Origin of the sequence: Kocuria sp. UBA1838, from assembly GCF_002338785.1 — a bacterium.
Lineage (GTDB): Bacteria > Actinomycetota > Actinomycetes > Actinomycetales > Micrococcaceae > Kocuria > Kocuria marina.
This window is the reverse complement of record NZ_DDIY01000011.1, coordinates 1-24,380: the sequence shown is the minus strand read 5'-3', so window position 1 is coordinate 24,380 and position 24,380 is coordinate 1. Positions and strand designations below refer to the sequence as shown.

Annotated in this window: 14 protein-coding genes, 1 tRNA gene and 1 pseudogene; 3 read left to right on the top strand and 13 right to left on the bottom strand. The window is 68.6% G+C overall.

The window, feature by feature from the left end; genetic code table 11:
• From uvrB to B3I25_RS05525, 3 genes are all read right to left on the bottom strand, one after another.
• Window positions 1-1,916, bottom strand: a 1,916-nt coding sequence (uvrB, locus tag B3I25_RS05535) for an excinuclease ABC subunit UvrB (protein ID WP_286738179.1), incomplete at its 3' end; no start/stop codon positions are given.
• A gap of 62 nt (window positions 1,917-1,978) precedes the next feature.
• Window positions 1,979-2,605 carry a dephospho-CoA kinase gene (gene coaE, locus B3I25_RS05530; protein ID WP_286738178.1) on the bottom strand — a complete coding sequence of 209 codons (627 nt, stop codon included), beginning with the start codon at window positions 2,603-2,605 and terminating at the stop codon, window positions 1,979-1,981.
• The gene (locus tag B3I25_RS05525) at window positions 2,598-4,970 is read right to left on the bottom strand and encodes a dephospho-CoA kinase (protein ID WP_064846604.1); all 2,373 of its coding nucleotides are present in this window, start codon (window positions 4,968-4,970) and stop codon (window positions 2,598-2,600) included. The genes coaE and B3I25_RS05525 overlap by 8 nt, the downstream gene beginning before the upstream one ends.
• 157 nt (window positions 4,971-5,127) lie before the next feature.
• Between B3I25_RS05525 and B3I25_RS05520 the strand changes: the two genes are divergently transcribed.
• The gene (locus tag B3I25_RS05520; RefSeq protein WP_286738176.1) at window positions 5,128-5,850 is read left to right on the top strand and encodes an IMPACT family protein; all 723 of its coding nucleotides are present in this window, start codon (window positions 5,128-5,130) and stop codon (window positions 5,848-5,850) included.
• Window positions 5,851-5,928: 78 nt separating this feature from the next.
• On the opposite strand, the gene rpsA is transcribed toward B3I25_RS05520, so the two are convergent.
• The 4 genes from rpsA to B3I25_RS05500 all read right to left on the bottom strand — a co-directional run bounded on the left by rpsA (window position 5,929) and on the right by B3I25_RS05500 (window position 12,864).
• A complete protein-coding gene (rpsA, locus tag B3I25_RS05515; protein WP_035962088.1) occupies window positions 5,929-7,398 on the bottom strand; it encodes a 30S ribosomal protein S1 in 1,470 nt (489 codons plus the stop codon).
• Window positions 7,399-7,583: 185 nt separating this feature from the next.
• Window positions 7,584-8,981: a GNAT family N-acetyltransferase gene (locus B3I25_RS05510; RefSeq protein ID WP_064846834.1), complete on the bottom strand. Its 1,398-nt coding sequence runs from the start codon at window positions 8,979-8,981 to the stop codon at window positions 7,584-7,586.
• 129 nt (window positions 8,982-9,110) lie between these two features.
• Window positions 9,111-11,999 (bottom strand): DNA polymerase I, encoded by a 2,889-nt coding sequence (gene polA / locus B3I25_RS05505; RefSeq protein ID WP_286738174.1) that lies wholly within the window; start codon window positions 11,997-11,999, stop codon window positions 9,111-9,113.
• Between the two features lie 130 nt (window positions 12,000-12,129).
• A complete protein-coding gene (locus B3I25_RS05500; protein WP_286738173.1) occupies window positions 12,130-12,864 on the bottom strand; it encodes an ANTAR domain-containing response regulator in 735 nt (244 codons plus the stop codon).
• Between the two features lie 195 nt (window positions 12,865-13,059).
• Between B3I25_RS05500 and B3I25_RS05495 the strand changes: the two genes are divergently transcribed.
• Window positions 13,060-13,141: transfer RNA gene (locus tag B3I25_RS05495), tRNA-Leu, on the top strand.
• A 243-nt stretch (window positions 13,142-13,384) separates the two neighbouring features.
• Window positions 13,385-13,750, top strand: coding sequence for an iron chaperone (locus B3I25_RS05490; protein WP_286738171.1), 366 nt, complete (start codon window positions 13,385-13,387; stop codon window positions 13,748-13,750).
• 213 nt (window positions 13,751-13,963) lie between these two features.
• On the opposite strand, the gene pyk is transcribed toward B3I25_RS05490, so the two are convergent.
• The 6 genes and pseudogenes from pyk to B3I25_RS05460 form a co-directional block, all read right to left on the bottom strand.
• Window positions 13,964-15,466, bottom strand: a complete 1,503-nt coding sequence (gene pyk / locus B3I25_RS05485) for a pyruvate kinase (RefSeq protein ID WP_064846830.1) — start codon at window positions 15,464-15,466, stop codon at window positions 13,964-13,966.
• A gap of 182 nt (window positions 15,467-15,648) precedes the next feature.
• Entirely contained in the window at window positions 15,649-17,112 is a 1,464-nt protein-coding gene (locus B3I25_RS05480) for a glutamate synthase subunit beta (RefSeq protein ID WP_035962101.1), read from the bottom strand.
• Complete coding sequence (gene gltB / locus B3I25_RS05475; RefSeq protein ID WP_286738167.1) at window positions 17,105-21,820, bottom strand: glutamate synthase large subunit; 4,716 nt, start codon at window positions 21,818-21,820, stop codon at window positions 17,105-17,107. Before gltB ends, B3I25_RS05480 begins: the two co-directional genes overlap by 8 nt.
• A gap of 327 nt (window positions 21,821-22,147) precedes the next feature.
• Window positions 22,148-23,011, bottom strand: coding sequence for a prolipoprotein diacylglyceryl transferase (gene lgt / locus B3I25_RS05470; RefSeq protein WP_286738165.1), 864 nt, complete (start codon window positions 23,009-23,011; stop codon window positions 22,148-22,150).
• On the bottom strand, window positions 23,011-23,817 hold the full coding sequence (gene trpA, locus B3I25_RS05465) for a tryptophan synthase subunit alpha (protein WP_286738267.1): 807 nt from the start codon (window positions 23,815-23,817) through the stop codon (window positions 23,011-23,013). The genes lgt and trpA overlap by 1 nt, the downstream gene beginning before the upstream one ends.
• Window positions 23,818-23,855: 38 nt before the next feature.
• Window positions 23,856-24,380 (bottom strand): annotated as a pseudogene (locus tag B3I25_RS05460) (bifunctional indole-3-glycerol phosphate synthase/tryptophan synthase subunit beta); the annotation flags it as partial.

Here is a 24,380-nt window from a genome sequence, read left to right as displayed (position 1 = left end):
GTGGCCTTGCCCTTACCGCCCTTGACGGGAGCGGTGTGATTGTTGGCGGCGGCGCGCTGGGCCAGCAGGGTGCGGGTGTCCTCGTCCTCGCGTGCCAACTGATCGGTGATGTCCGCGATCCGCTTGCGCAGCGGTTGCGGATCGATCCCGTGTTCCTCGTTGTACGCGACCTGGATCTCCCGGCGGCGGTTGGTCTCCTCGATCGCCACGTTCATGGAATTGGTGATCTTGTCCGCGTACATGTGGACCTCACCCGAGACGTTACGGGCGGCGCGACCGATCGTCTGGATCAGGGACGTGGTGGAACGCAGGAAGCCTTCCTTGTCCGCGTCCAGGATGGCCACGAGGGAGACCTCGGGCAGGTCCAGGCCCTCGCGCAACAGGTTGATGCCCACGAGGACGTCGAACGCGCCCATGCGCAGGTCCCGCAGCAGTTCCACGCGCTTGAGGGTGTCCACGTCCGAGTGCAGGTACTGGACCCGCACACCGTGTTCCATGAGGTACTCGGTGAGGTCCTCCGCCATGCGCTTGGTCAGCGTGGTCACCAGGACGCGTTCGTCGCGTTCCACGCGCAACTCGATCTGTTCCAGCAGGTCATCGATCTGGCCCTTGGTGGGTTTGACGATCACCTGGGGGTCCACGAGTCCCGTGGGGCGGATGATCTGCTCCACCACGGAGTCCACCTTGGACATCTCGTACGGCCCCGGGGTCGCGGACATGTACATGGTCTGCCCGATTCGTTCCAGGAACTCGTCCCATTTCAGGGGGCGGTTGTCCATGGCGGACGGCAACCGGAAGCCGTGTTCCACCAGCGTGCGCTTGCGGGACATGTCCCCCTCGTACATGCCACCGATCTGCGGCACGGTCACGTGGGACTCGTCGATGATGAGCAGGAAGTCGTCCGGGAAGTAATCCAGCAGACAGTGGGGAGCGGAACCGCGCGGGCGGCCGTCGATGTGCAGCGAGTAGTTCTCGATCCCGTTGCAGTAGCCCATTTGTTCCATCATCTCGAGGTCGTAGGTGGTGCGCATGCGCAACCGCTGGGCCTCCACGAGCTTGTTCTGCGACTCGAGCTCCTGCAGCCGCTCCTGCAGCTCCTTCTGGATGGACTCGATCGCCGAGGCCATGCGTTCCGCACCGGCCACGTAGTGCGAGGCGGGGAAGACGTACATCTCCTGCTCCTCGTTTACGATCTCCCCCGTGAGCGGGTGCAGCGTGTAGATCGCCTCGATCTCGTCCCCGAAGAACTCGATGCGCACCGCGAGTTCCTCGTACATGGGGATGATCTCCACGGTGTCCCCGCGCACGCGGAACGTCCCGCGGTGGAAGTCCACGTCGTTGCGCACATACTGCATGTTCACGAACTGACGCAGCAGGGTGTCCCTGTCCATCTCCTGGCCCACGGCCAGGGTGACCATTTGCTTGACGTACTCCTCCGGGGTACCCAGACCGTAGATGCAGGACACTGTGGAGACCACCACGGTGTCGCGGCGGGTCAGCAGGGCATTGGTCGCGGAGTGCCGCAACCGCTCGACCTCCTCGTTGATCGAGGAGTCCTTCTCGATGAAGGTGTCCGTCTGGGGGACGTAGGCCTCCGGCTGGTAGTAGTCGTAGTAGGAGACGAAGTACTCAACGGCGTTGTTGGGCAGCAGTTCGCGCAGCTCGTTGGCCAGCTGGGCGGCCAGGGTCTTGTTCTGCACGAGCAACAGCGTGGGCCGCTGGACGGCCTCGATGAGCCACGCGGCGGTCGCGGACTTACCCGTGCCCGTGGCGCCCATGAGTACCACGTCCTTCTCCCCGCCCTCGATCCGGCGGGACAGGTCCGCGATGGCCTTGGGCTGGTCACCGGCGGGCTGGTACTCGGACACGACCTCGAACGGGGCGACCACACGATTGATCTTCTGTGCGAGCGACATGGACCCAGCGTACGCGCCGACTCAGACACGGATCCGGGCGGCTCGCATCGCTCCGGAACTGCTCACAGGACCCGCGTGCGCCACCACTCGTCCACCTGCGCGAGCAGGTCCTCGACGGTCGTGGAATTGTCGAGGACTGCCGTGGCCACCGCCCGGCGCTGCTCGTCGGTGGCCTGGGCCGCGATCCGGCGGCGGGCGTCCTCCAGGCTCATCCCGCGGTCCTCGACCATCCGCCGCACCCGCTCGTCCTCGGGCGCCTGCACCACGAGCACCTCGTCCATCGTCCCGTACTGACCGGTCTCCACGAGCAGCGGGATGTCGTGGACCACCACTCCCCCCGGCGGCACCTCACTCACGAGCCGCGCGGTCTCGCGCCGCACGAGCGGGTGGATGATCCCGTTCAGGGCCGCGAGCTGCTCGGGGTCGTCGAACACGATGGCCGCGACCGCCGCGCGGTCCAGTGCGCCCGAGTCCGGCTGCACGATCCGCTCACCGAAGTGGGCCACCATGGCCTCGTAGCCTGGTTCCCCCGGTTCCTGTAGGGCCCGGGCGATCGCGTCCGCGTCCACGACGAGCGCCCCGAGCTCGCTCAGCCGCCGCGAGACGGTGGACTTGCCCGAGGCGATCCCGCCCGTCAGCCCGACCCGCAGGGTCTCGGTGTGGCCGGGTCTGCGCAACAGCTCAGTCATGACGGTGTCCTTCCGTGTCCTGGTCCCGGCCCAGTGCCGGGAGCACGTGGTCGCGCCAGATCTCGCGGGAGCGCTCCCGCAGACCGTGGAGGTCACCGTCGTTGACGATCACCTCGTCCGCGACCGCCCGGATCTCCTCCGGCCCGGCGGCCACGTCCACCCGGTCCCACGCGTCCTCGGCGGGCAGGCCCTTACCCGCGCGCAACCTCCGCACCCGGTCCTCCACGGGCGCGTCGACGGCCACGACGAGGTCGAACCGGTCCCCCTGGTCCGCCTCGAGGGGGTCCCGGATCACCTGCACGACCACGCTGTCGGGTCCCGCGTCCCGGGCACGACGCCGCGCCGCCTCCCGCAGCGCGGGGAGCAACAGTTCGTGGGCGCGGGCCCTGGCGGCGTCGTTGTGAGTCATCAGGTCGTCGAGCGCCTCGGCCGCAGCGGCCTTGTCCTGCGAAGAGACCCCCCGGGCGCGCAACTGCTCCCCGAAGACGCGCTCGACGTCCGCGCGCGTGTCCGTGCCCGGGCTCAGGAGCTCGCCCCACAGCGCTGAGCTGTCCACGACGACGGCGCCCAGCGCCTCGAACTCGCGGGCCACGGTGTGCTTGCCCGCCGACGGCCCGCCGGTGAGTGCGAGCTGGAACACCGGCCGGCCCTCCTGCTCCCGCTGCCAGTGCCACGTGCGGGGCTGATGGGTGTCGTGATCGGGTTCGGTGCCCACCTCGTACTCGGGACGGATGACGTAGTCCTCGATCGCGGCGGTGTCCTGCTGCGCCCTGCGGTGGTACTCCTCCGCGGGCAGCACCTTCTTCCACTGCCGTGTGCGCATGGGACGCGCGGTACCGGCGTCCTGGCGTAACGCCCGCAACAGCATCCCGGCCTGCAGGACCTCCAGGACCATCACGGGAGCACCGATCACGATGATGACCTCCTGCAGGGCGTTGAGCCCGTTCTCGCCGGAGGTCGTGATGATCGCGGCACACACCGCGCCCACGGCGAGCGTCCAGAAGATCCGCTGCCGGCGCGGGCCTTCGTCCTCGTGGCCATTGGCCATTGCGTCCATCACGAGCGCGCCGGAGTCGATCGAGGTGATGAAGAAGATCGTGATGACCACGAGCGCCACGAGCGCGGTGACCGCGAACCACGGCATGGACCCGAGCAACTGGAACAGCGCGGCCTCCACGTTGCCCTGCGTGACGATGGTGTCCGTGAGACTGCCCTGCGTCTCGGGAGCGCGGTCGATGCGGATCGCGCTGTATCCGTAGATGGCCATCCACACCGCCACGAACGACGACGGGACGCCGAGCACCCCCACCACGAACTGGCGGATCGTGCGCCCGCGCGAGATCTTGGCCACGAACATCCCCACGAACGGCGCCCATGTGACGGTCCAGGCCCAGTAGAACACCGTCCAGTCACCGGACCACGTGCCGCCGCCGAACGTGTCGTTGAAGAACGCGAGCGTGGGCAACTGGTTCACGTAGCCACCCACGGACTCCACGATGCTGCGCATCGTGTCCATGGTGGCCCCGGCCATGAGCACGAACAGCAACAGGGCCACGGCCAGGACGATGTTCGCGTACGACAGTCGCTTGACGCCCTTCTCCATGCCCGCGAGCACGGACGCCAGGCCCACCGCCGTGATCAGCGCGATGATGGCCGCCTGGATCCACCCCTCCATCGGGATGCCGTAGACGTATGTGAGGCCGCTGTTGATCTGCAGCGCCCCGAGCCCCACGGACACCGCGAGCCCGAACACGGTCGCGACGATCGAGAGCACGTCGATCGCTTTTCCCCACGGGCCGTGGATGCCGTCCCCGAGCACCGGGTGGAACGCGGACGAGACGCGCGGGGGCAGTTTGCGCTTGTACGTGAAGTACCCGAACGTCAGACCGGGGACGGCGAGGATCGCCCACATGTGCACGCCGAAGTGGAAGTTGGCGATGTTCAGGGCCTCCACTGCGGCGCGGTCCGAGGCGGGTTCGGTGCCGTACATGGGTGGGTTCGCGTAGTGGTTGACGGGTTCGGCCACACCCCAGAACATCAGCACGGCGCCCACGCCCGCCGCGAAGAGCATCCCGAACCACGCGATCCCGGAGTACTCCGGGACGGAATCGTCGTCGCCGATCTTCACGCGACCGTAGCGGCTCAGTGCCAGACCGATCGCGAAGATCACGAGAGCGGTCACGCTGAAGGTGTAGAACCATCCCGTCTGGTAGCGCAACGCATGGGAGACCACGCCGAAGACCGATTGCACGGGCCCCGGGAACAGACTCATGGCGAGCGTGAAGACAACGATCAGCGCGGCCGAGACGAAGAAGATGGACGGGGTCGTGCGCAACCCCAGTCGGTCGTGAAGACGATTGAGCACAGGTCAGCTTTCCGATGGGAGGCGGTGGCACGTGGCCGCGTCGGCGCGGCAGGTCTCACTGTAGTGGCCCTCCCGTGCTCAGCGGGCGCCCCGGGACCGTCCCGGCCCCCCCGCGCGACCACGAGCCCCCGGATCGGCGCGTCCCTACACTGGTGGTGTGCCCGCCGAATCCCTCTCCCACGACGCCGCGGACTCGCGCGTGTCCTACACCGTCCCGCGCCGGGGCATCGTGCATAGCGTGGAGCTCGAGATCAAGAAGTCCCGGTTCCTGGCACTACTCACCCGCGTGGACACGGAAGCGGAAGCCCGCGAGTTCATCACCCGTGTGGCCGCCGAACACCGGGACGCCCGTCACCACTGCTCGGCGTTCGTGCTCGGACCCACGCGCGCCACGACGCGCTCGTCCGACGACGGCGAACCGGCGGGTACCGCGGGCATGCCCATGCTGCAGGCGCTGACCGCGCACGCCACGACCCGGCAACGCACCGCGGACGAGGCCGGTGACCTCTCGGACGTGTGTGCCGTGGTCGTGCGGTGGTTCGGCGGGGTCAAGCTCGGGGCCGGCGGGCTCGTGCGCGCCTACTCCGGTGCCGTGGCCGCCGCGCTGGACACCGCCCCGCTCGTGCGCAGGATGCGCTGCCGCGAACTGACCCTGCTGCTCCCCTACGCCGAGGCCGGCCGCGTGGAGTCCCAGATGCGCGCTCGCGGGTTCACGGTCCTGCCCACCGGTTACGGCTCCGCGGACGCGACCCTGCGCCTGCTCGTGGCGGACCTCCCCGGCGCCATCGACGATGCCCGGGCAGCCCTTGCGAGTATCACCGCGGGCCACGCGAGCGTCCACGAGGGACCCGCCCGGTGGGAGGACGTCCCGGACATGTGAAAGGTCCCGCTCCCCGTGACGGGGAGCGGGACCTCTCGGATTCACCTCACGGCGAGCTCACGGGCCGCCGCGTGCGACTCAGTGACCGGTGAGCTTCTCGCGCAGAGCGGCGAGGGCCTCGTCGGACGCGAGCGTCCCGGCGTCCTCGGCCGGAGCCTCGGAAGAGTAGCTCGTGGGGCCGGAGGAGTGGCTCGGGGAGGACGAGGAGGACGAAGTGGTCGCCGCATCCTGGTCTTCCTGCAGGTGCTTGCGCACCTGCTCCTTGTGCGCCTCCCAGCGGGCCTGGGCCTGAGCGTACTGCTCCTCCCACGCGGCGCGCTGTTCCTCATAACCCTCGATCCACTCGTTGGTCTCGGGATCGAAGCCCTCGGGGTACTTGTAGTTGCCCTGCTCGTCGTACTCGGCGGCCATGCCGTACTGGGCGGGATCGAACTCGGTGGAGTCCGGGTCCACACCCTCGTTGGCCTGCTTGAGGGACAACGAGATCCGGCGGCGGTCCAGGTCGATGTCGATGACCTTGACGAACAGCTCCTCGTTCACGGAGACGACCTGCTCGGCCATGTCCACGTGACGCTGCGCCAGCTCGGAGATGTGCACGAGGCCCTCGATGCCGTCCTCGACGCGAACGAACGCACCGAAGGGAACCAGCTTGGTGACCTTGCCGGGGACGACCTGGCCCAGGGCGTGGGTGCGGGCGAACAGCTGCCACGGATCTTCCTGGGTGGCCTTGAGCGAGAGCGACACACGCTCGCGATCCATGTCCACGTCCAGCACCTCGACGGTGACTTCCTGACCGACCTCGACGACCTCGGAGGGGTGGTCGATGTGCTTCCAGGACAGCTCGGAGACGTGCACCAGACCGTCAACACCGCCGAGGTCCACGAACGCACCGAAGTTGACGATCGAGGACACGGTGCCCGTGCGGACCTGGCCCTTCTGCAGCTGCTGCAGGAAGTTGGCGCGCACCTCGGACTGGGTCTGCTCGAGCCACGCACGGCGGGAGAGCACCACGTTGTTGCGGTTCTTGTCCAGCTCGATGATCTTGGCCTCGAGCTGCTGACCGATGTACGGAGCGAGGTCGCGGACGCGGCGCATCTCCACGAGGGAGGCGGGCAGGAAGCCACGCAGGCCGATGTCCAGGATGAGGCCGCCCTTGACGACCTCGATGACGGTGCCGGTGACGACGCCGTCCTCGTCCTTGACCTTCTCGATGTCGCCCCAGGCGCGCTCGTACTGAGCGCGCTTCTTGGAGAGGATCAGGCGACCTTCCTTGTCCTCCTTGGTGAGGACCAGAGCCTCCACCTCGTCACCCACAGCCACGACGTCATCGGGGTTGATGTCGTGCTTGATGGACAACTCACGAGAGGGGATGACACCTTCGGTCTTGTACCCGATGTCCAGGAGGACCTCGTCGCGGTCGACCTTGACGACGGTGCCTTCCACGAGGTCGCCGTCGTTGAAGTACTTGATGGTCGCGTCGACAGCGGCGAGGAAATCCTCTTCGGTTCCGATGTCGTTGACGGCGACCTGCTGGGTGGTGGTGGTCATGTAGTAGGGACTCCGATGAAATTGATGTGATGGTTTGGTGTCACCAACCCCGCCCTGTGGGGCGCACCGGATTGGCGACGTCACGCTTGATGTGGGCGTGCGAATACACGCACCGCTCCAGTCTAGGCCCGAAACCGTGCCGGTTCAAGCCTGGAGGGTGCGTCCGCGCGCTGCGCGAGCCGCGCTCAGAACGGGGAGATGCAGTACGGGTGGGTGGGCGTGGACATGAGCGCCTGGATGTCCCGCAGGGCGGCGTCGTCGCGCACGCGCAGCAGCCCCGCGTAGTGCAGCGTGGACGCCTTGACGGCCCCAAGGTACAGCGAGCCGAGCGAATCGACGTTCAGGGCGACGTCCGCGCCGTCGGACAGTTCCACGGCGGGCATGGACTTCCCCGCGAGATCGTCCTGTGTGCGCGGGCGGTCCGCTACGCGTTCCACGCGGGGGGCATCACCGGTGGTGTCGATCTCGTAGATCCCGTCCGCGAAGCCCATGGAGTCCACGACCGACATCCTGACCTTGCGGTGGGACGTGTAGTGCCGGGCGGACAGGGCCGCCACCGGGTCCAGGACGCGCAACCACAGTCGCTCGTAGCGCTTGCGCACGGTGTAGGCGGACATGTCCACCATGCCCCACATGAGCGGGTCTTCCATCTGGGCGCTGTTGTAGCGCACCTCCGTGACGAGGTCCAGGTTGCACAGGTACTCCCACAGGGCGATGCGCACCTGCGAGCTCGGGGACACGAGGTCCACGACCTTCAGGTACCCCTGGAACCCCTGGGTGGAGACGAACTTGTAGCTCACGTAGCCGTCCGCCTCACCCCGGGCGTCGTAGTGCACCGCGGTGCGGATCTCAGGATCCGCGCCCTCCTGGTCCCAGTTCCACCGACCGGAGATAATGTCCCACCACTTCTGAGTGCGCGTGAGGGAGCCCGCCGTCACGCGGTGGAAGCGATCGAAGATGCTCGGCGCCAGCTCGGCCACGGCGTGGTTGTCGGCCATTTCCACCGTGCCCACGGTCGGGGCCTTCAACTGCAACCGCGTGTGCGCGTCCACCGTGATCTCGGTGTTGAACGTGCCCGCACCGAAACCGAAGCGACCGTAGATCGTGGCCTCGGAGGCGGTGAGCGCCGCGATCGGGAACCCCGCCTCGTGGGCCTCGGTCAGGTCGGTGGTCATGAGCCGGCGCAACAGTCCTCGCCGGGCATGGGTTGGGCGCACCGTGACCTCAGAGACCAACCACGCGGGCACGCTGCGCCCTTCCCCGAGCGTCAGCTCCGAGTCCCACGAGCAGAACGTGGCCACGGGTCGCTCGGCCCCCAGCGCGGCTGTGGGCACGGGGTCCGCGGTGTATGCGGCGCGGAACCGGGTGCCAGCGGCGCGCATCGATCGCAGGTTGCGCTCGGTGGCCTCCTGCCCCGGTTCACGGCCGTGGAACCCCTGGGCGACCGCCCGGTTCCACTCCACGAACTCGGGGTTCGCGTCCGTGCCACCCTCGTTCGCGAGAAAGCGGCGCAGGACGTAGTCGTTCCCGCGGGCGCTGTACTCGCTCTCGCGGGTCTGCTCGTGCCGGGGTGTCGCGTTCATGATGCTCCTCGTCGTGACTCGGGCGGTTCGGGTGTGCCATGGCCCGCCGCGCGGTGGCGGGTGTCGTGCTGGGTGCACGGCCTGCTGCGGCGCCGAGCGGCGGGCTGAGTGGTCCGTGCGCTCAGGCGGTCAGTGGGCGGCCTGGTGCCATGTCCGCCCCGTGCCCACGTTGACGTCCAGGGGCACGGTCAGTTCCGCGGCCCCGGCCATCTCGGTGCGCAGGATCTCCTCGACCCGCTCCGTCTCCCCCGGGGCGACCTCCACGATGAGTTCGTCGTGGACCTGCAGCAGCACCCGCGAGCGCAGGTCGTCCTCGCGCAGGGCCCGGTCCACGCCGATCATGGCCTTCTTGATGATGTCCGCGGCCGACCCCTGGATGGGTGCGTTCAGGGCCATGCGCTCGGCGGCCTGGCGGGCCTGGCGGTTGTCGCTCGTGAGGTCCGGGAGGTAGCGGCGTCGCCCGTCGATCGTTTCGGTGTAGCCCTTGGAACGGGCTTCCTCGACGACGCCGCGCAGGAAGTCCCGCACGCCGCCGAAGCGTTCGAAGTAGCCGCTCATCATGGTGCGGGCCTCGTCCACGCCGATGTTCAGCTGCTGGGACAGGCCGTAGGAGCTCAGCCCGTAGACGAGGCCGTAACTCATGGCCTTGACCTTGGAACGCATCTGAGGGGTGACGTCCTCCGGGGCCACGTCGAACACGCGCGAGCCCACGAACCGGTGCAGGTCCTCCCCGCCACGGAACGCCTCGATCAGCCCCTCGTCCCCGGACAGGTGGGCCATGATCCGCATCTCGATCTGGGAGTAGTCCGCGGTCATGAGGCATTCGAACGGGCCCTGGGAGTCCTCCCCCACCACGAACACGTCGCGGATGCGCTGGCCCTGCTCGGTGCGCACGGGGATGTTCTGCAGGTTGGGACCCGTGGAGGACAGCCGTCCGGTGGCCGCCACGGTCTGCTGGTACGTGGTGTGGATGCGCCCGTCCTCGGCGATCGCGTCCCGCAATCCGGCCACGATCTGCTTGAGCTTGGAGTACTCGCGCCAGTTCATGAGCGCCACGAGGAACCGCGAACCCTGGGTCTCGGGGTCCACGCGTCCGAGCAGGTCCGCGACCGCCGCGGCGTCCGTGGTGTACCCGGTCTTGGTCTTCTTGGTCTTGGGCAGGCCGAGTTCCTCGAACATCACGGCCTGCAGTTGCTTGGTGGAACCCAGGTTGATCTCGTGGTCGATCTGCGCCTGCGCCTGCTCGAAGGCCTGGTCGATCGGTTGCTGGAGGTCGTCGAACAACCGGTCGATACCTGGGCGGTCCATCGCGATCCCCGTGGCCTCCATCCGGGCGAGGATCACCGCGAGGGGCATCTCCAGATCCGTGAGCAGCCCCAGTTGGCCGTCGGCCTCGAGCAGCCCGCGCAGGTGTTCGCTCAACTGCCGGCACGCGGAACCGAGCGTGGCCTGGCGACGCAGTTCGGCGTCGCTCACACCGGCCAGCTCGTCCTGTTCGTCCGACGCGTCCAGCGAGAGTTCGGTCTGTCCGTTTTTCTCCCACGCCGCGGACTCGTCCGCGCGGGGCACCTCCACCTCCAGGTGGTGGCTCAGTTGGGCGTCCAGCTCGTAGGAACGCAGCGCGGGCCGCACGAGGTAGCCGGAGAGCTGGACGTCGTCCACGACACCGGCGAGCTCGATCCCGCGCTGGATCAGACCGTGGTACAGGTCCTTGAGGCCGTCCACGATCTTGGGCGCCGCCGGGTCTGCGAGCCATTCCTCGACGGCGATGGTCAGCTCCTGGTCCGCGGTCACGAGGTCCACGGCGGCACCGCCCTGGTTCATGAGCATGAGGGTGGTCACCTCCGCGCCGGAGGGTGCCTTGGGGTCGTGCGCCAAGCGGCGGACGACGATGGGCACGTCCTTCTCCCCCGCGTCCAGCCAATCACTGAACTCCTGGGCGGTGCGCACCCGGGTGACGTCGATGACCTCGGGAACCGTGGCGGCGGCGTCGTCGGAAGCGTGGGAACCGAAGGCCTCGAGCAGACGCCCGCGCAACTGGGCACCGAATTCGAGCTCGTCGAAGACCACGCCGACCCGCTCGGGATCGGCCTCGGGCAATACCGCGTGATCCAGGTTCACGTCGAGGGGCAGGTCCGTGACCAGGCGGTTGAGTTTGCGGTTGCGCCGCACGAGGTCCTCGTGCTCGCGCAGGGCCTCGCCCTTCTTGCCGGTGATCCGGTCCGCGTGCTCGAGCAGCGATTCCACGGGACCGTAGGACGTGATCCACTTGGCCGCGAAGCCGGGACCCACGCCCGGTACACCCGGTAGGTTGTCCGCGGTCTCCCCCGTCAGCGCGGCGAGATCCGGGTAGTTCTGCGGGGCGACCTTGTACTTCTCGAAGACCGCCTGCGCGTCCATGCGGCGCAGGTCCGACGGCGTGCGGCCCGGGTAGACCACCGTCACGTGGTCCGTGATCATCTGGAACGCGTCCCGGTCACCCGAGAACACGAGCACCTCGAAGTCCTCGGCGGCGGCCGTGGTGGCGAGCGTGGCCAGGACATCGTCCGCCTCGTGGCCCTCGCTCGTGACGATCGGAATGCCAACAGCCTCGAGGATGCGTCGGATGTTGGGGACCTGCCCGTGGAACTCCTCCGGGGTCTCGTCCCGGCCGCCCTTGTACTCCCCATACTCCTGGGAGCGCAGGGTAGGGCCCTCGAGGTCGAAGGAGACGACCAGGTGGGTGGGCTTCTCCTCGCGCACGAGCTTGACCATGGTGTTCACGAATCCATAGACGCCCTCGGTGTGGACGCCGTCGGACGTCACGAAACCGGGGCCCCCACCGTACTCGGCAGCGCGGGAGAGCGCGAAGAATGCGCGGAACGCCAGGGAGTGGCCGTCGATCAGTAGCAAGCGCTTCTCGGGCCGGGACACCGGAACGGGCAGCGAGACCTCCTGCGGGTGCTCGGTCTTCTCACCGATCACCACGGTGCGGGTCTCAGGGGCGTCCTGGCTGGCCTGCTTGCTCGTCTCAGTCACGGCTCCATCCTAGGGCCACCCCCGGACAGGCACAGGCCCCGGCGGAACACGGGCGCGGGACGCCGCACGGCCAGGGACAGCTACGGGCGCGTTCCGCGTGCGGCCCGGGACGAGCTGGGCCCCGGGGGCGTCAGGCCACCTGGCTGATGATCGCCTCGGCCACCTCGCGCATCGACAGCCTGCGATCCATGGACGTCTTCTGGATCCAGCGGAACGCCTCGGGCTCGGACAGACCCATCTTGGTCTGCAGCAGCGACTTGGCGCGTTCCACGAGCTTGCGCGTGGCGAACTGTTCCTTCATGTCCGCGACCTCGCTCTCGAGGGCCGTGATCTCCTCGAAACGAGACATCGCGATCTCGATCGCGGGCACCACGTCGTCCACGGTGAACGGCTTGACCACGTACGCCATGGCGCCAGCCTCCCGCGCACGCTCCACGAGCTCGCGCTGGCTGAACGCGGTGAGCAGTACCACGGGCGCGATCCGGTCCTGCGCGATCTGCTCCGCGGCGGTGATCCCGTCCATCACGGGCATCTTCACGTCCATGAGCACGAGGTCCGGGCGGTGCTCGGAGGCCAGGGCGACGGCGCGCTCCCCGTTCTCCGCCTGCGCCACCACGCGGTACCCGGCGTCCTCGAGCATCTCGACGATGTCCATGCGGATCAGCGCCTCGTCCTCCGCGACGACGACCGTCTTGGCTTCGGAACCCTGCGCCTCGGAACGGGCGGCGTGGTCCTGGGCGGGCGCGGCGTCGACGTGGGTCGTCTCGGCGCGGGCGGTGTCGGGCTGCGCGGCGCCAGGGTCTGCGGCGCCCGACCGTTGTGCCCCGGGCGCAGTGGGCTCCGGGGTGTTCGACGAATCCGTCACGGGGACTCCTAGGTTTGGGGGTAACTTGGTCGTGTCGACACGGCATCCAACCACGAGTGCCGCGAACGCGCCTCATGGGACACATCACACCCCCGGGCGCGGAAGGGGCGGACCGGTCTCCAGCCTAGACCCATCATGTATGCTGTTATCCGCACCGGCGGCGGTGGCCCGCACTACGGTCCCCTTCCCGGACATGCCCAAGTGGCGGAATTGGCAGACGCGCTGCACTCAAAATGCAGTATGGAGACATGTGTGGGTTCGAGTCCCACCTTGGGCACGACAACTCGCTCCGTCGGAGCACCTTTGGAACGGCCTCGCACCCGCGGGGCCGTTTTTCGTGGCCGAACACGGGGCGAATGCACGAGGGGGTCGTGGGTCTCCCCGCATCCGTGGTCGGGCGGGTGGGTGGACCGGTCGGAAACCTGTCAGCAATGGGGAGGCCCGCCCGTGGTCGACTTCCCAGGATGAAGCCGACAGCCTGAGCACCTCCGACACAGCTCACACCACGACGGGAGACCCCATGCCGATGCCCAAGCGGATCGGTGCCGAGGACTATTCCGCTCGACTGGAGCCCCACCAACGTCCCCACCTCGAGGCGCTTCGAGACCTCAGCCGTCGCGTGGCGCCGCACGCGCGGGAGGTCCTGAAGTGGAACCAGCCCACGTACGTGCTCGACGACAACACCACTCTGTGGATGCTGTGGAACTTCAAGCACCACTGCTCCCTGCGGTTCACCCCCGAGTTCTTCGCACCCCACCAGTCACGGGAAGCGGCTGCGGGGGAGGCGTACGGCGCCGGGTTCATCAAGCTTCCCTACGACCGGCCCCTGCCCATCACGCTGCTCGAATCCCTCATGCGGGACCGGCTCCCCGATCAAGGCACGTAGCAAAACCTTTCGGAGACCGTAGGGCCCCAGCCGCTGTTCGCGCGATCGATCAGCGTCCACGGTCAGCACGCAGAGTGGAGTAAAGGCAGCTCGGACGGCGTCCGGACTGCCTTTACTCCACTAGAAACATCGGGTCGACACCCACGCGCAGGTGCCGCGACGAGAACAGCTCGCGGTCCGCCATACGGGCGATCCGCGTGGGTCAGCGACCGATCACGGCTCCCGCCACGTGGCGGAACCGGCCATGCCGCCCCACGGCCCCACGCGCTCGCGGGGTTCGCGCTGGGGTGCCTCGCCGGCGTCCTGGAGGTCGCCCACGCGGTGCACCTTCACGAGGTTGGTGGACCCGGCGTGGCCCGGGGGCGAACCGGCGCAGATGATGACCATGTCCTCGGTGTTGGCGAGATCATGCTGGAGCAGGTAGTGGTCCACCTGACGAGTCATGTCGTCGGTGTGCTCCACGCGATCCACCCGGATGGGCTGGACGCCCCACAGCAACTGCAGCCACGCCTGCACGCTCTTCTCGGGGGTGAACGCGAGGATCGGGCGTTCCGGGCGCAACCGGGACAACCGGCGGGCCGAGTCACCCGTCTGGGTGAACGTGCAGATGTAGTTCACGTCCAGCTGCCGGGCGATGGTCACCGCCGCACGGGTGATGGCGCCGCCGCGCGTGCGGGGCTCGGTGCCCAGCGGGGGCATGCGGTCCATGCCCTGCGTCTCGGTGGCCAGGATGATGTTCGACATGGTCTCGAGCGTCTTGATGGGGTACTTGCCCACCGAGGTCTCGCCCGAGAGCATCACGGCGTCCGCGCCGTCGAGCACGGCGTTCGCGCAGTCCGAGGCCTCGGCGCGCGTGGGGCGCGGGTTGTCGATCATGGACTCGAGCACCTGGGTCGCCACGATCACGGGCTTCGCCCAGCGGCGGGCGAGCTCGATCGCGCGCTTCTGCACGATCGGCACGGCCTCCAGCGGCAGCTCCACACCGAGGTCGCCGCGGGCAACCATGATGCCGTCGAACGCGTCGATGATCTCGTGCAGCGCATCCACGGCCTGAGGCTTCTCGATCTTGGCGATCACGGGGATCTTGCGATCCTCCTCCGCCATGATCTCGTGCACCCGGGTGATGTCCTGGGCGTCCCGCACGAAGGACAGCGCGATGATGTCGACGCCGCGCTGCAGGGCCCAGCGCAGGTCCGCCTCGTCCTTCTCGCTCAGTGCGGGGACGTTGACGGCCACGCCGGGGAGGTTGATGCCCTTGTGGTCGGACACGGTCCCGGCGACCACGACCTCGGTGGTGACGGCGGTGTCCGACACGGCCGTGGCGCGCAGGGCGACCTTGCCGTCGTCGATCAGCAGCGGGTCCCCCACGTTGACGTCGCCGGGCAGGCCCTTGTGGGTCGTGGAGCACAGCTCCTTGGAGCCGGGGACGTCCTCGATCGTGATCGTGAAGGTGTCACCCACGTCCAGCGCATGGGGGCCGTCCGCGAAGTTGCCCAGCCGGATCTTGGGCCCCTGCAGGTCCGCGAGGATCGCGACCGTGGTGCCCAGCTCTTCGCTGGCCCGGCGCAGGTTCTCGTAGGACGTATTGTGCACGGTGTGGTCACCGTGACTCATGTTGAGGCGAGCCACGTTCATTCCGGCCTGGATCGCCTGGGTGACGTTCTCGTACGAGGAGATGGCGGGGCCGATGGTGGCCACGATCTTCGCTCGACGCATGGGTGACTCCCTTTCGAATGGCGGATGGTTGGTGCATATGACGAAGCGGCCGGGTCGAGCAGCCTGGTGCTGCCCGACCGCGGCCGCTTCGCCGATGTCCGTTCCTACCTTAGCAACGAGCCCTGGGAATTGATATGGCAGGACTCATGGCGGGTGCCGGGAGGATCACGGATGCGGGCGGGTCACAGGCTCAGGTCGATCGCCCGCTCGGACGGGGTCACGGGTTCTGGCAACCGGGTCTGGCCTGTAAGGTGGCGTTCCACGTGAGCGGCGCACGCCCGGCCCTCCGCGATGGCCCACACCACGAGCGACTGCCCACGACCTGCGTCACCGCACGAGAACACCCCGTCCACGGCGGTCATGTAGGTCTCGTCCCGCGCCACGTTGTCCCGGGAGTCCAGCGCCACGGGTAGCTGCTCGGTGAGCTCGCGGGACTCGTTGCCCGTGAATCCCAGGGCGAGCAGGATCAGGTCCGCAGGCAACACCTTCTCGGTGCCGGCCACGGGACCGCGGGAGCCGTCCTCGCGGTACTCGGTCTCCGCGACGCGCAGTCCCGTGACCCGGCCGTCCTGCCCCACGAACTCCACCGTGGAGGCCAGGTACGTGCGTTCGCCACCCTCCTCGTGGGACGTGGAGACCTCGAAGACCCGGGGCATCATGGGCCACGGTTCCTCGTCCGCGCGGTCCACGGGAGGCTTGCGACCGATCGCGAGCGACGTCACGGACGCCGCACCTTGGCGCAGCGCGGTGCCGATGCAGTCGGAACCGGTGTCACCGCCGCCCAACACGATCACGTGCTTGCCGCGGGCGTCGATGGGGTCGGGGACGTGGTCCTCGGCCACCAGGTGGTTGGCCCGCACGAGGAAGTCCATGGCGTAGTGGATCCCCGCGAGCTCACGGCCGGGGATCGCGAGTTCACGGGGCCGCGTGGCACCCGTGGCCACGATCACGGCGTCGTAACGCCTGCGCAGCGCGTCCCACGTGATGTCCGTGCCGATCTCCACGCCCGGGCGGAACTTGGTGCCCTCCTGGCGCATGATCTCGAGCCGGCGTTCGAGCACGGACTTCTCGAGCTTGAAGTCGGGGATGCCGTAGCGCAGCAGACCGCCGATCCGGTCGTCCCGTTCGTACACGGCCACCGTGAACCCCGCCTGCGTGAGCTGCTGGGCCGCCGCGAGTCCGGCGGGACCGGAACCGACCACCGCGATCGTCTTGCCCACGAGCCGCTGCGGGACGTAGGGCTTGATGAGGTCGTCGTCGAACGCCTTCTCGCCGATCGCGTACTCGACCTGCTTGATGGTCACGGGCTCCTGGTTGATCCCGAGCACGCACGAGGACTCGCACGGCGCGGGGCACACGCGCCCGGTGAACTCCGGGAAGTTGTTGGTCGCGTGCATCCGCTCGGAGGCCTCGTCCCACCGGTCACGCCACACGAGGTCGTTCCACTCGGGGATGAGGTTGCCCAGGGGACACCCCTGGTGACAGAACGGCACACCGCAGTCCATACAGCGCCCGGCCTGCTCGTGCAGCGTCCCCGCCTCCTGGCGTTGCTGCACCTCCGCCCAGTCCATGAGGCGCACCGGGACGGGGCGCTTGGGACGGTCCTCGCGTGTGCGGACCTTGAGAAAACCACGGGGATCAGCCACGGCCGGTCACCTCCAGAATCTTGTGCCAGGTGCCGTCGCCGTCCGGGTCGTCCCCGGCGGCTTCGGCCTCGTTGCGCAGTGCGAGCACCGCGGAGTAGTCCCGCGGCAGCAGTTTGGTGAAGCGCGACATCGTGCGGTCCGGGTCCGCGAGCAGTTGACGCGCGAACTCGGACCCGGTCTCCTCACCGTGGCGCTTGATGAGGTCGGCGAGCAACTCACGGTCGTTGGCGTCCGGGTGCTCGAGGTGCAGTTCACCGCTCTCGCGGGCCTGCTTGTTCACGTCCCGCTCGTCCAGGTCCAGCACGTATGCCACACCGCCGGACATCCCGGCCCCGAAGTTGCGGCCCGTCTCACCCAGCACCACGGCCACACCCCCGGTCATGTACTCGCAGCCGTGGTCACCGATGCCCTCGACCACCGCGGTGGCCCCGGAATTGCGCACCAGGAAGCGCTCCCCCACGGTGCCGTTGAAGAACATCTCGCCGCTCGTGGCGCCGTAACCGATCACGTTGCCCGCGATCACGTTCTCGTGGGCCACGAATCCGGCGTCGCGCGGGGGCCGCACGACGATCCGTCCGCCGGAAAGGCCCTTGCCCGTGTAGTCGTTCGCGTCCCCCTCGAGCCGCAGCGTGATACCGCGGGGCACGAAGGCGCCCAGCGACTGGCCGGCCTGACCGGTCAGGGTCACGTCGATCGTGTCATCCGGCAGTTCCCGGGTCCCGAGCGCGCTGGTCACGGTGTATCCGAGCATCGTGCCCACGGCGCGGTCCGTGTTGATCACGCGTTCCTGTACGCGCACGGGTTCACCGCGTTCGATCGCCGGTTGCGCGAGCGGGATGAGCTTCGTGTCGAAGTGCTTCTCGAGTTCGTGGTCCTGGACGCCGGTGTTGCGCAGTCCATCCGTGACCCCTTCTGCGCGGAACGAATCGAGCACGGGGCTCAGGTCCAGCCCCTTGGCCTTCCAGTGCGCCACGGCCTCCCGCGTGCGCAGTACCTCGGCGTGCCCCACGGCCTCCGCGATGCTGCGGAACCCGAGTTCGGCGAGGATCTCGCGCACCTCTTGGGCAATGAACTCGAAGAAGTTCACCACGTGCTCGGCCTTGCCCGTGAAGCGCTTGCGCAGTTCGGGGTTCTGCGTGGCAACTCCCACGGGGCACGTGTCCAGATGGCACTTGCGCATCATGATGCAGCCCTCCACCACGAGCGGCGCCGTGGCGAAGCCGAATTCCTCGGCGCCCAGCAACGCGGCGACGACGACGTCGCGCCCCGTCTTGAGCTGGCCGTCCGCCTGCACGACCACGCGCTCGCGCAGCCCGTTCAGCCGCAGGGTCTGCTGGGTCTCCGCGAGTCCCAGCTCCCACGGCATGCCCGCGTGCTTGAGCGAGTTCAGGGGCGCCGCGCCCGTGCCGCCGTCGTGGCCGGAGACCAGTACGACGTCGGCCTTGGCCTTGGTCACGCCCGCCGCGACCGTGCCAATCCCGCGTTCCGATACGAGCTTGACGTGCACGCGAGCGCGAGGGTTGGCGTGCTTGAGGTCGTAGATCAGCTGCGCGAGGTCCTCGATCGAGTAGATGTCGTGGTGCGGCGGCGGGGAGATCAGCGAAACCCCCGGGGTCGCGTGGCGCGTGCGCGCGATCCATGGGTAGACCTTCTGCGCCATGAGCTGCCCGCCCTCGCCGGGCTTGGCGCCCTGGGCCATCTTGATCTGCAGGTCGTCCGCGGTCGCGAGGTACAGGCTCGTGACCCCGAACCGGCCAGAGGCCACCTGCTTGATCGCGGAACGCCGCTCGGGGTCGATCAGCCGCTCGACGTCCTCACCGCCCTCGCCCGTGTTGGACTTGGCGCCCAGACGGTTCATGGCGATCGCGAGCGTCTCGTGGGCCTCCGCGGAGATCGAGCCGTAGCTCATGGCACCCGTGGAGAACCGCTTGACGATCTCACTCACGGGCTCCACCTCGTCGATGTCCACGGGCTCGCGCGTGGACGCGAAACTCATGAGTCCGCGCAGGGTCGCGAGCTCCTTGGCCTGGTCGTCCACGCGGGACGTGTAGGACTTGAAGATGTCGTAGCGGCCCGTGCGGGTCGCGTGCTGCAACCGGAAGACCGTGTGCGGGTCGAACAGGTGCCGCGGTCCCTCGCGGCGCCAGTCGTACTCGCCGCCCGTGGCGAGGTCCCGGTGCGGTTCGGTGACGCCGTCCTCCGGATAGGCCAGACGGTGTCGGGACTGGATCTCCGCGGCGATCACGTCCAGACCCACACCCTCGATCTGGGTCCGTGTGCCCGCGAAGTAGTCGTCCACGAGCTCGCTCGACAGGCCCAGGGCCTCGAACGTCTGCGCACCGCAGTACGACTGCACGGTGGAGATGCCCATCTTGGACATGATCTTCTGCACACCCTTGCCCAGCGCCTTGATGAGGTTCGCCACGGCCTGTTCTTCCGTGACCCCCCGGATCTCCCCGCGGCGCACGAGTTCCTCGGCGGATTCCATGGCCAGGTAGGGGTTCACGGCGGACGCCCCGTAGCCCAGCAGCAGGGCCACGTGGTGGACCTCCCGCACGTCCCCCGATTCCACGATCAGGGCCACCTTGGTGCGGGTCGCCGAGCGCAACAGGTGGTGGTGCACGGCGGAGGTCAGCAGCAGGGACGGGATGGGAGCCCACACGCCGTTGGAATCCCGGTCGGAGATGATGACGAACTGCACCCCGCGGTTCACGGCCGCGGAGACCTTCTCGCAGATCTCCGCGATCCGGGCCCGCAGCGAGTCCGCACCGTCCACGGGACGGTACAGCCCGCGCACGCGCAGGCTCAGGGGCACGCCGTCGTCGTCCAGGTGAACGAACTGGTCCAGCTGGTCGTTGTCGATCACCGGGAAGTTCAGCTGGATCTGGCGCGTCCGGGTCTGCTGCGTGGAGAGCATGTTGGCCATGGGCCCCACGGCACCGGCCATGGACGTGACGAGTTCCTCGCGGATCGCGTCGAGCGGCGGGTTGGTCACTTGCGCGAAGGACTGCACGAAGTAGTCGAACAACAGCCGCGAGCGGTTGGACAGCACCGCCACGGGCGTGTCCGTGCCCATCGCGTAGATGGGCTCGGCGCCGGCCACGGCCATGGGACCGATGATCAGCTTGAGCTCTTCCTCGGTGTAGCCGAAGGTCTTCTGCCGCAACCGGATGGAGTGCGGCGGGTGGGTCATGTGCTCGCGTTCGGGCAGCTCCGTGATGGGCAGCACCGAGTCCCGCACCCAGTCCTGCCACGGCTTGGTGGCGGCGAGTTCGGCCTTGATCTCGCTGTCCTCCACGATCCGGCCCTCGTCTGTGTCCACGAGGAACATGGTCCCCGGGGACACCCGGCCCTTGCGGACGACGACGCGCTCCCCCACGTCCACGACGCCCACCTCGGAGGCGAAGATCACCAGACCGTCGTCGGTCTGCCAGAACCGCCCCGGGCGCAACCCGTTACGGTCCAGGACCGAGCCCACGCGCACGCCGTCCGTGAAGGACACGCACGCGGGACCGTCCCACGGCTCCATGAGCGTGGCGTGGTACTGGTAGAAAGCCTTGAGCTGCGGATCCATGGTCTCATGGTTCTGCCACGCCTCCGGGATCAGCATGAGCATGGTCTCGGTCACGGGCCGGCCCGCGAGCTGGAGCAGCTCGGCAACCTCGTCGAGCGACTGCGAGTCGGACGCGCCCTCCGAGCAGATGGGGAACAGGTCCTCGGGCTGGCGGCCCAGCACGGCCCCGGACAGCGAGGACTGGCGTGCGCGCATCCAGTTGCGGTTGCCCACCACGGTGTTGATTTCACCGTTGTGCGCGAGCGTTCGCATGGGCTGGGCGAGCGGCCAGGACGGGAACGTATTGGTGGAGAAGCGCGAGTGCACCACCGCGAGCTTGGTCGTGAACCGCGGATCGGACAGGTCCGGGTAGAACGGTTCGAGCTGAGCCGTGGTGAGCATGCCCTTGTACACGAGCGTGCGGGACGAGAAGGACGGGAAGTACACCCCGAACTTGTTCTGCGCGCGCTTGCGCACGCGGAACGCCTTCTGGTCCAGTTCGAGCTGGGCGGCCACGGGATCGTAGGACGTTGCGTCCTGCGCAAACAGGGACGCCGCCCGCTCGTTGTGACTGCTATCGGAGACGAAGAACTGCACGAACGTTGGCATCACGGCGCGCGCGGACGCGCCCACGGCGTCGTCGACCACGGGGACGTCCCGCCAGCCCAGGACCGTGAGGCGTTCCATGCGGGCGAGTTCCTCGAGCGAGCGCTTGAGCTCCTCGAGGTGCTTACCGCCGGTGGGCATGAACGCCGTGCCCACCACGTAGGCCCCCTGGGGCGGCAGCGGGAAGTCCACCACCTCGCGCAGGAACTCGTCCGGGATCTGGGTCAGCAGACCGGCGCCGTCCCCGGTGCCCTCGTCCCCACCTACCGCACCGCGGTGCTCGAGGTTGCGCAGGGCCGTGAGCGCGGCGTCCACGATGTCGTGGGAGGCCACGCCGTCCAGGGTGGCCACGACGGCCAGACCGCACGCGTCCTTCTCGTCCTCCGAGCGGTACAGGCCCTGATCCTCGGGCACTGCCGAGAAACGCTCGAACGGGGACACCGGTTCGGCGGCGTCGCGTGGTTCGGGTGCGTCCCGGTGGACGGGATCCGTGGTGCTCACGCGATGCTGCTCGCGGGAGTTCGGGGCTGCTATCTGGTCACTGCTCATGGCGGTACTCCTCACCAAGGGCCGGCAGGTCGAATGCGTCGGACGAGGCCCGGGGAGCACTCGGTGGGTGCGCAGCGGGCGACGCGGGATCCAGGTGACGCGCGTGTCCGCCCCGTTGCGGAAGGAAGCGGCCCGTGGGCCGTGGATCGAACCGGCGGGTCCCACGGATGAGCGGGACAGGCACGGTGCTCGGGTAATTTACCACGTAGGCCACGTCACACGAACATGCGTGACGGATCGCACGGACGACGACGCGGGCCCCGCGGAGTCGTGAAGAGCTCTGCGGGGCCCGCGTGCGGCGTCGTGGTCGGAGACCCGGAGGACGCGTCAGGAACGCACGGCCCGGGCAGGCTCGGCCGCTGCCCCGGCACGAGAGCGGGCACGCCTACCCAGGACCGCGAAGAGGATGATGCCCGCGATGACGATCAGCAGCGAGGTCCACACGTGCACGCGCACACCGGCGATCATCAGGGCCGGGTCCACGCGCAGTAACAGCTCGATGAGCAGTCGCCCGATCCCGTAGTAGATCATGTACAGCGCGAAGATGCGCCCGTGCGGGTCCCGCATGCGGCGGTCGATTGCGAGCAGCAGCACCACACCCAGCAGGTTCCACAGGCTCTCATACAGGAACGTGGGGTGGAACAGCGTGTCCGCGGGCAGCCCCGCGGGGAAGTTCGGGGACGCCGGGGAGATCTCGAGCCCCCACGGCAGTGTGGTGGGTCTGCCGAACAGTTCCTGGTTGAACCAGTTGCCCCACCGTCCCACGGCCTGGGCAAGCAGGAGTCCGGGGGCCACGCAGTCCGCGAACACGGCGAGCGACAACCCGTTCTTGCGCGAGACGAACCACGCGGCCACGGCGCCGAACAGCACGGCACCCATGATGCCGAGTCCGCCCTCCCAGATCCGGAAGACGGCCAGGGGGTCCGCGCCGGGCCCGAAGTACCCGGCGGGGTCCGTGATCAGCACGTGGTAGGCGCGCGCCCCCACGATCCCGGCGAGCACCGCCCAGAACACGATGTCCCACAGTACGTCCGGGTCCTGACCGCACTGCTTCCAGCGCCGCATGGTGAGCCAGATGGCCAGGGCCATGCCGAGCAGGATGCACAGCGCGTAGAAGTGCACCGTGAGCGGCCCCAGGTGGATGCTGCTGATGCTCGGGGACGGGATGGAGGCGGGCAGCACCGGCGGCATCAGTCGCGTCCCGCGAGGTGCGCGGCGAGCTCACCCACGGCCTGCGGCCCGCCCTCACCGAGCGCGCGCACGAGAGCCGTGCCCACGATCACGCCGTCCGCGTACGCCCCGATCTCCAGCACGTGCTCGCGGCTGGACACCCCCAGACCCACGCACACCCGCTCCGCACCGGCCCCGCGTGCGCGGGCGACGACGTCCTCGGCGGCCGAGGACACCTGGTCCCGGGTCCCGGTCACGCCCATCACGGACACCGCGTACACGAAGCCGGAGGCCGCGCTCACAGTCATGTCCATACGCTCACGGCTCGTGGACGGGGCCACCAGGAAGATCCGGTCCAGACCGTGCTCCTCGGAGGCCGCGAACCATTCCGTGGCCTCGTCCGGGATCAGGTCCGGGGTGATGATCCCGGCTCCCCCGGCGTCCTTGAGCCGGCGCGCGAACTCGTCCACGCCCGCCTGCAGCACGGGGTTCCAGTACGTCATCACCACGGGGACCGCGTCCGTCTGCTCGGCGACGGCGCGCACCACGGTGAACGCGTCCTCGACCCGGAAACCGTTGGCGAGCGCCTGGGTGGTCGCCGCCTGGATGACCGGTCCGTCCATCACGGGGTCCGAGTAGGGGATGCCGATCTCGATGATGTCCGCGCCGTTGCGACCCAGGGCCACGGCGGCGGCGGCAGACTCCTCGACGGTGGGGTACCCGGCGGGCAGATAGCCCACGAGGGCCGGGCGGCCCTCGGCCTTGCACTGTTCGATCCGCCGCGACAGCGCGGAGTCCGCGCTGCGCGTGAGGTCACGTGGGACGATGCGTTCGGTCAAGCCCGCAGGGGTGTGCTCGGTGGTGCTCACAGTTGTTCGCCTTTCTGCGCCACGCGTTCCTCGTGGCTGTCCTGCGGGAGGAGGTCGAACCACTCCCCCGCGGTGGCCACGTCCTTGTCGCCGCGCCCGGAGAGCGAGACCACGATGATCTTCTGCGCCGCTTCCTCGGGCCCGAGTTCCGCGACCCAGCGGGCAGCGACCTCGCGGGCGCCGGCGAGCGCGTGGGAGGACTCGATGGCCGGGAGGATGCCCTCGGTGCGGCACAGCAGCCGGAAGGCGTCCATGGCCTGGACGTCCGTGACCGCTTCGTAGTTCACGCGCCCGATCGAGTGCAGGTAGGAGTGTTCCGGCCCCACGGCGGGGTAGTCCAGGCCGGCGGAGATCGAGTGGGACTCCACGGTCTGCCCGTCCGGGTCCTGCATGAGGAACGTCTTGGCGCCGTGCAGCACGCCCGGTCGGCCCAGTGTGATGGTCGCGGCGTGGCGGCCGGTCTGCACGCCGTCACCCCCGGCCTCGTTGCCGTAGAGCTGCACGGACTCATCGTCCAGGAA

What these genes read in the sequence shown, in the direction of transcription:
- coaE (WP_286738178.1), bottom strand. Translation starts at nt 2,605, where the DNA reads ATGACTGAGCTGTTGCGCAGACCCGGCCACACCGAGACCCTGCGGGTC.
- rpsA (WP_035962088.1), bottom strand. Translation starts at nt 7,398, where the DNA reads ATGACCACCACCACCCAGCAGGTCGCCGTCAACGACATCGGAACCGAA.
- B3I25_RS05510 (WP_064846834.1), bottom strand. Translation starts at nt 8,981, where the DNA reads ATGAACGCGACACCCCGGCACGAGCAGACCCGCGAGAGCGAGTACAGC.
- B3I25_RS05490 (WP_286738171.1), top strand. Translation starts at nt 13,385, where the DNA reads ATGCCGATGCCCAAGCGGATCGGTGCCGAGGACTATTCCGCTCGACTG.
- pyk (WP_064846830.1), bottom strand. Translation starts at nt 15,466, where the DNA reads ATGCGTCGAGCGAAGATCGTGGCCACCATCGGCCCCGCCATCTCCTCG.
- gltB (WP_286738167.1), bottom strand. Translation starts at nt 21,820, where the DNA reads ATGAGCAGTGACCAGATAGCAGCCCCGAACTCCCGCGAGCAGCATCGC.
- lgt (WP_286738165.1), bottom strand. Translation starts at nt 23,011, where the DNA reads ATGCCGCCGGTGCTGCCCGCCTCCATCCCGTCCCCGAGCATCAGCAGC.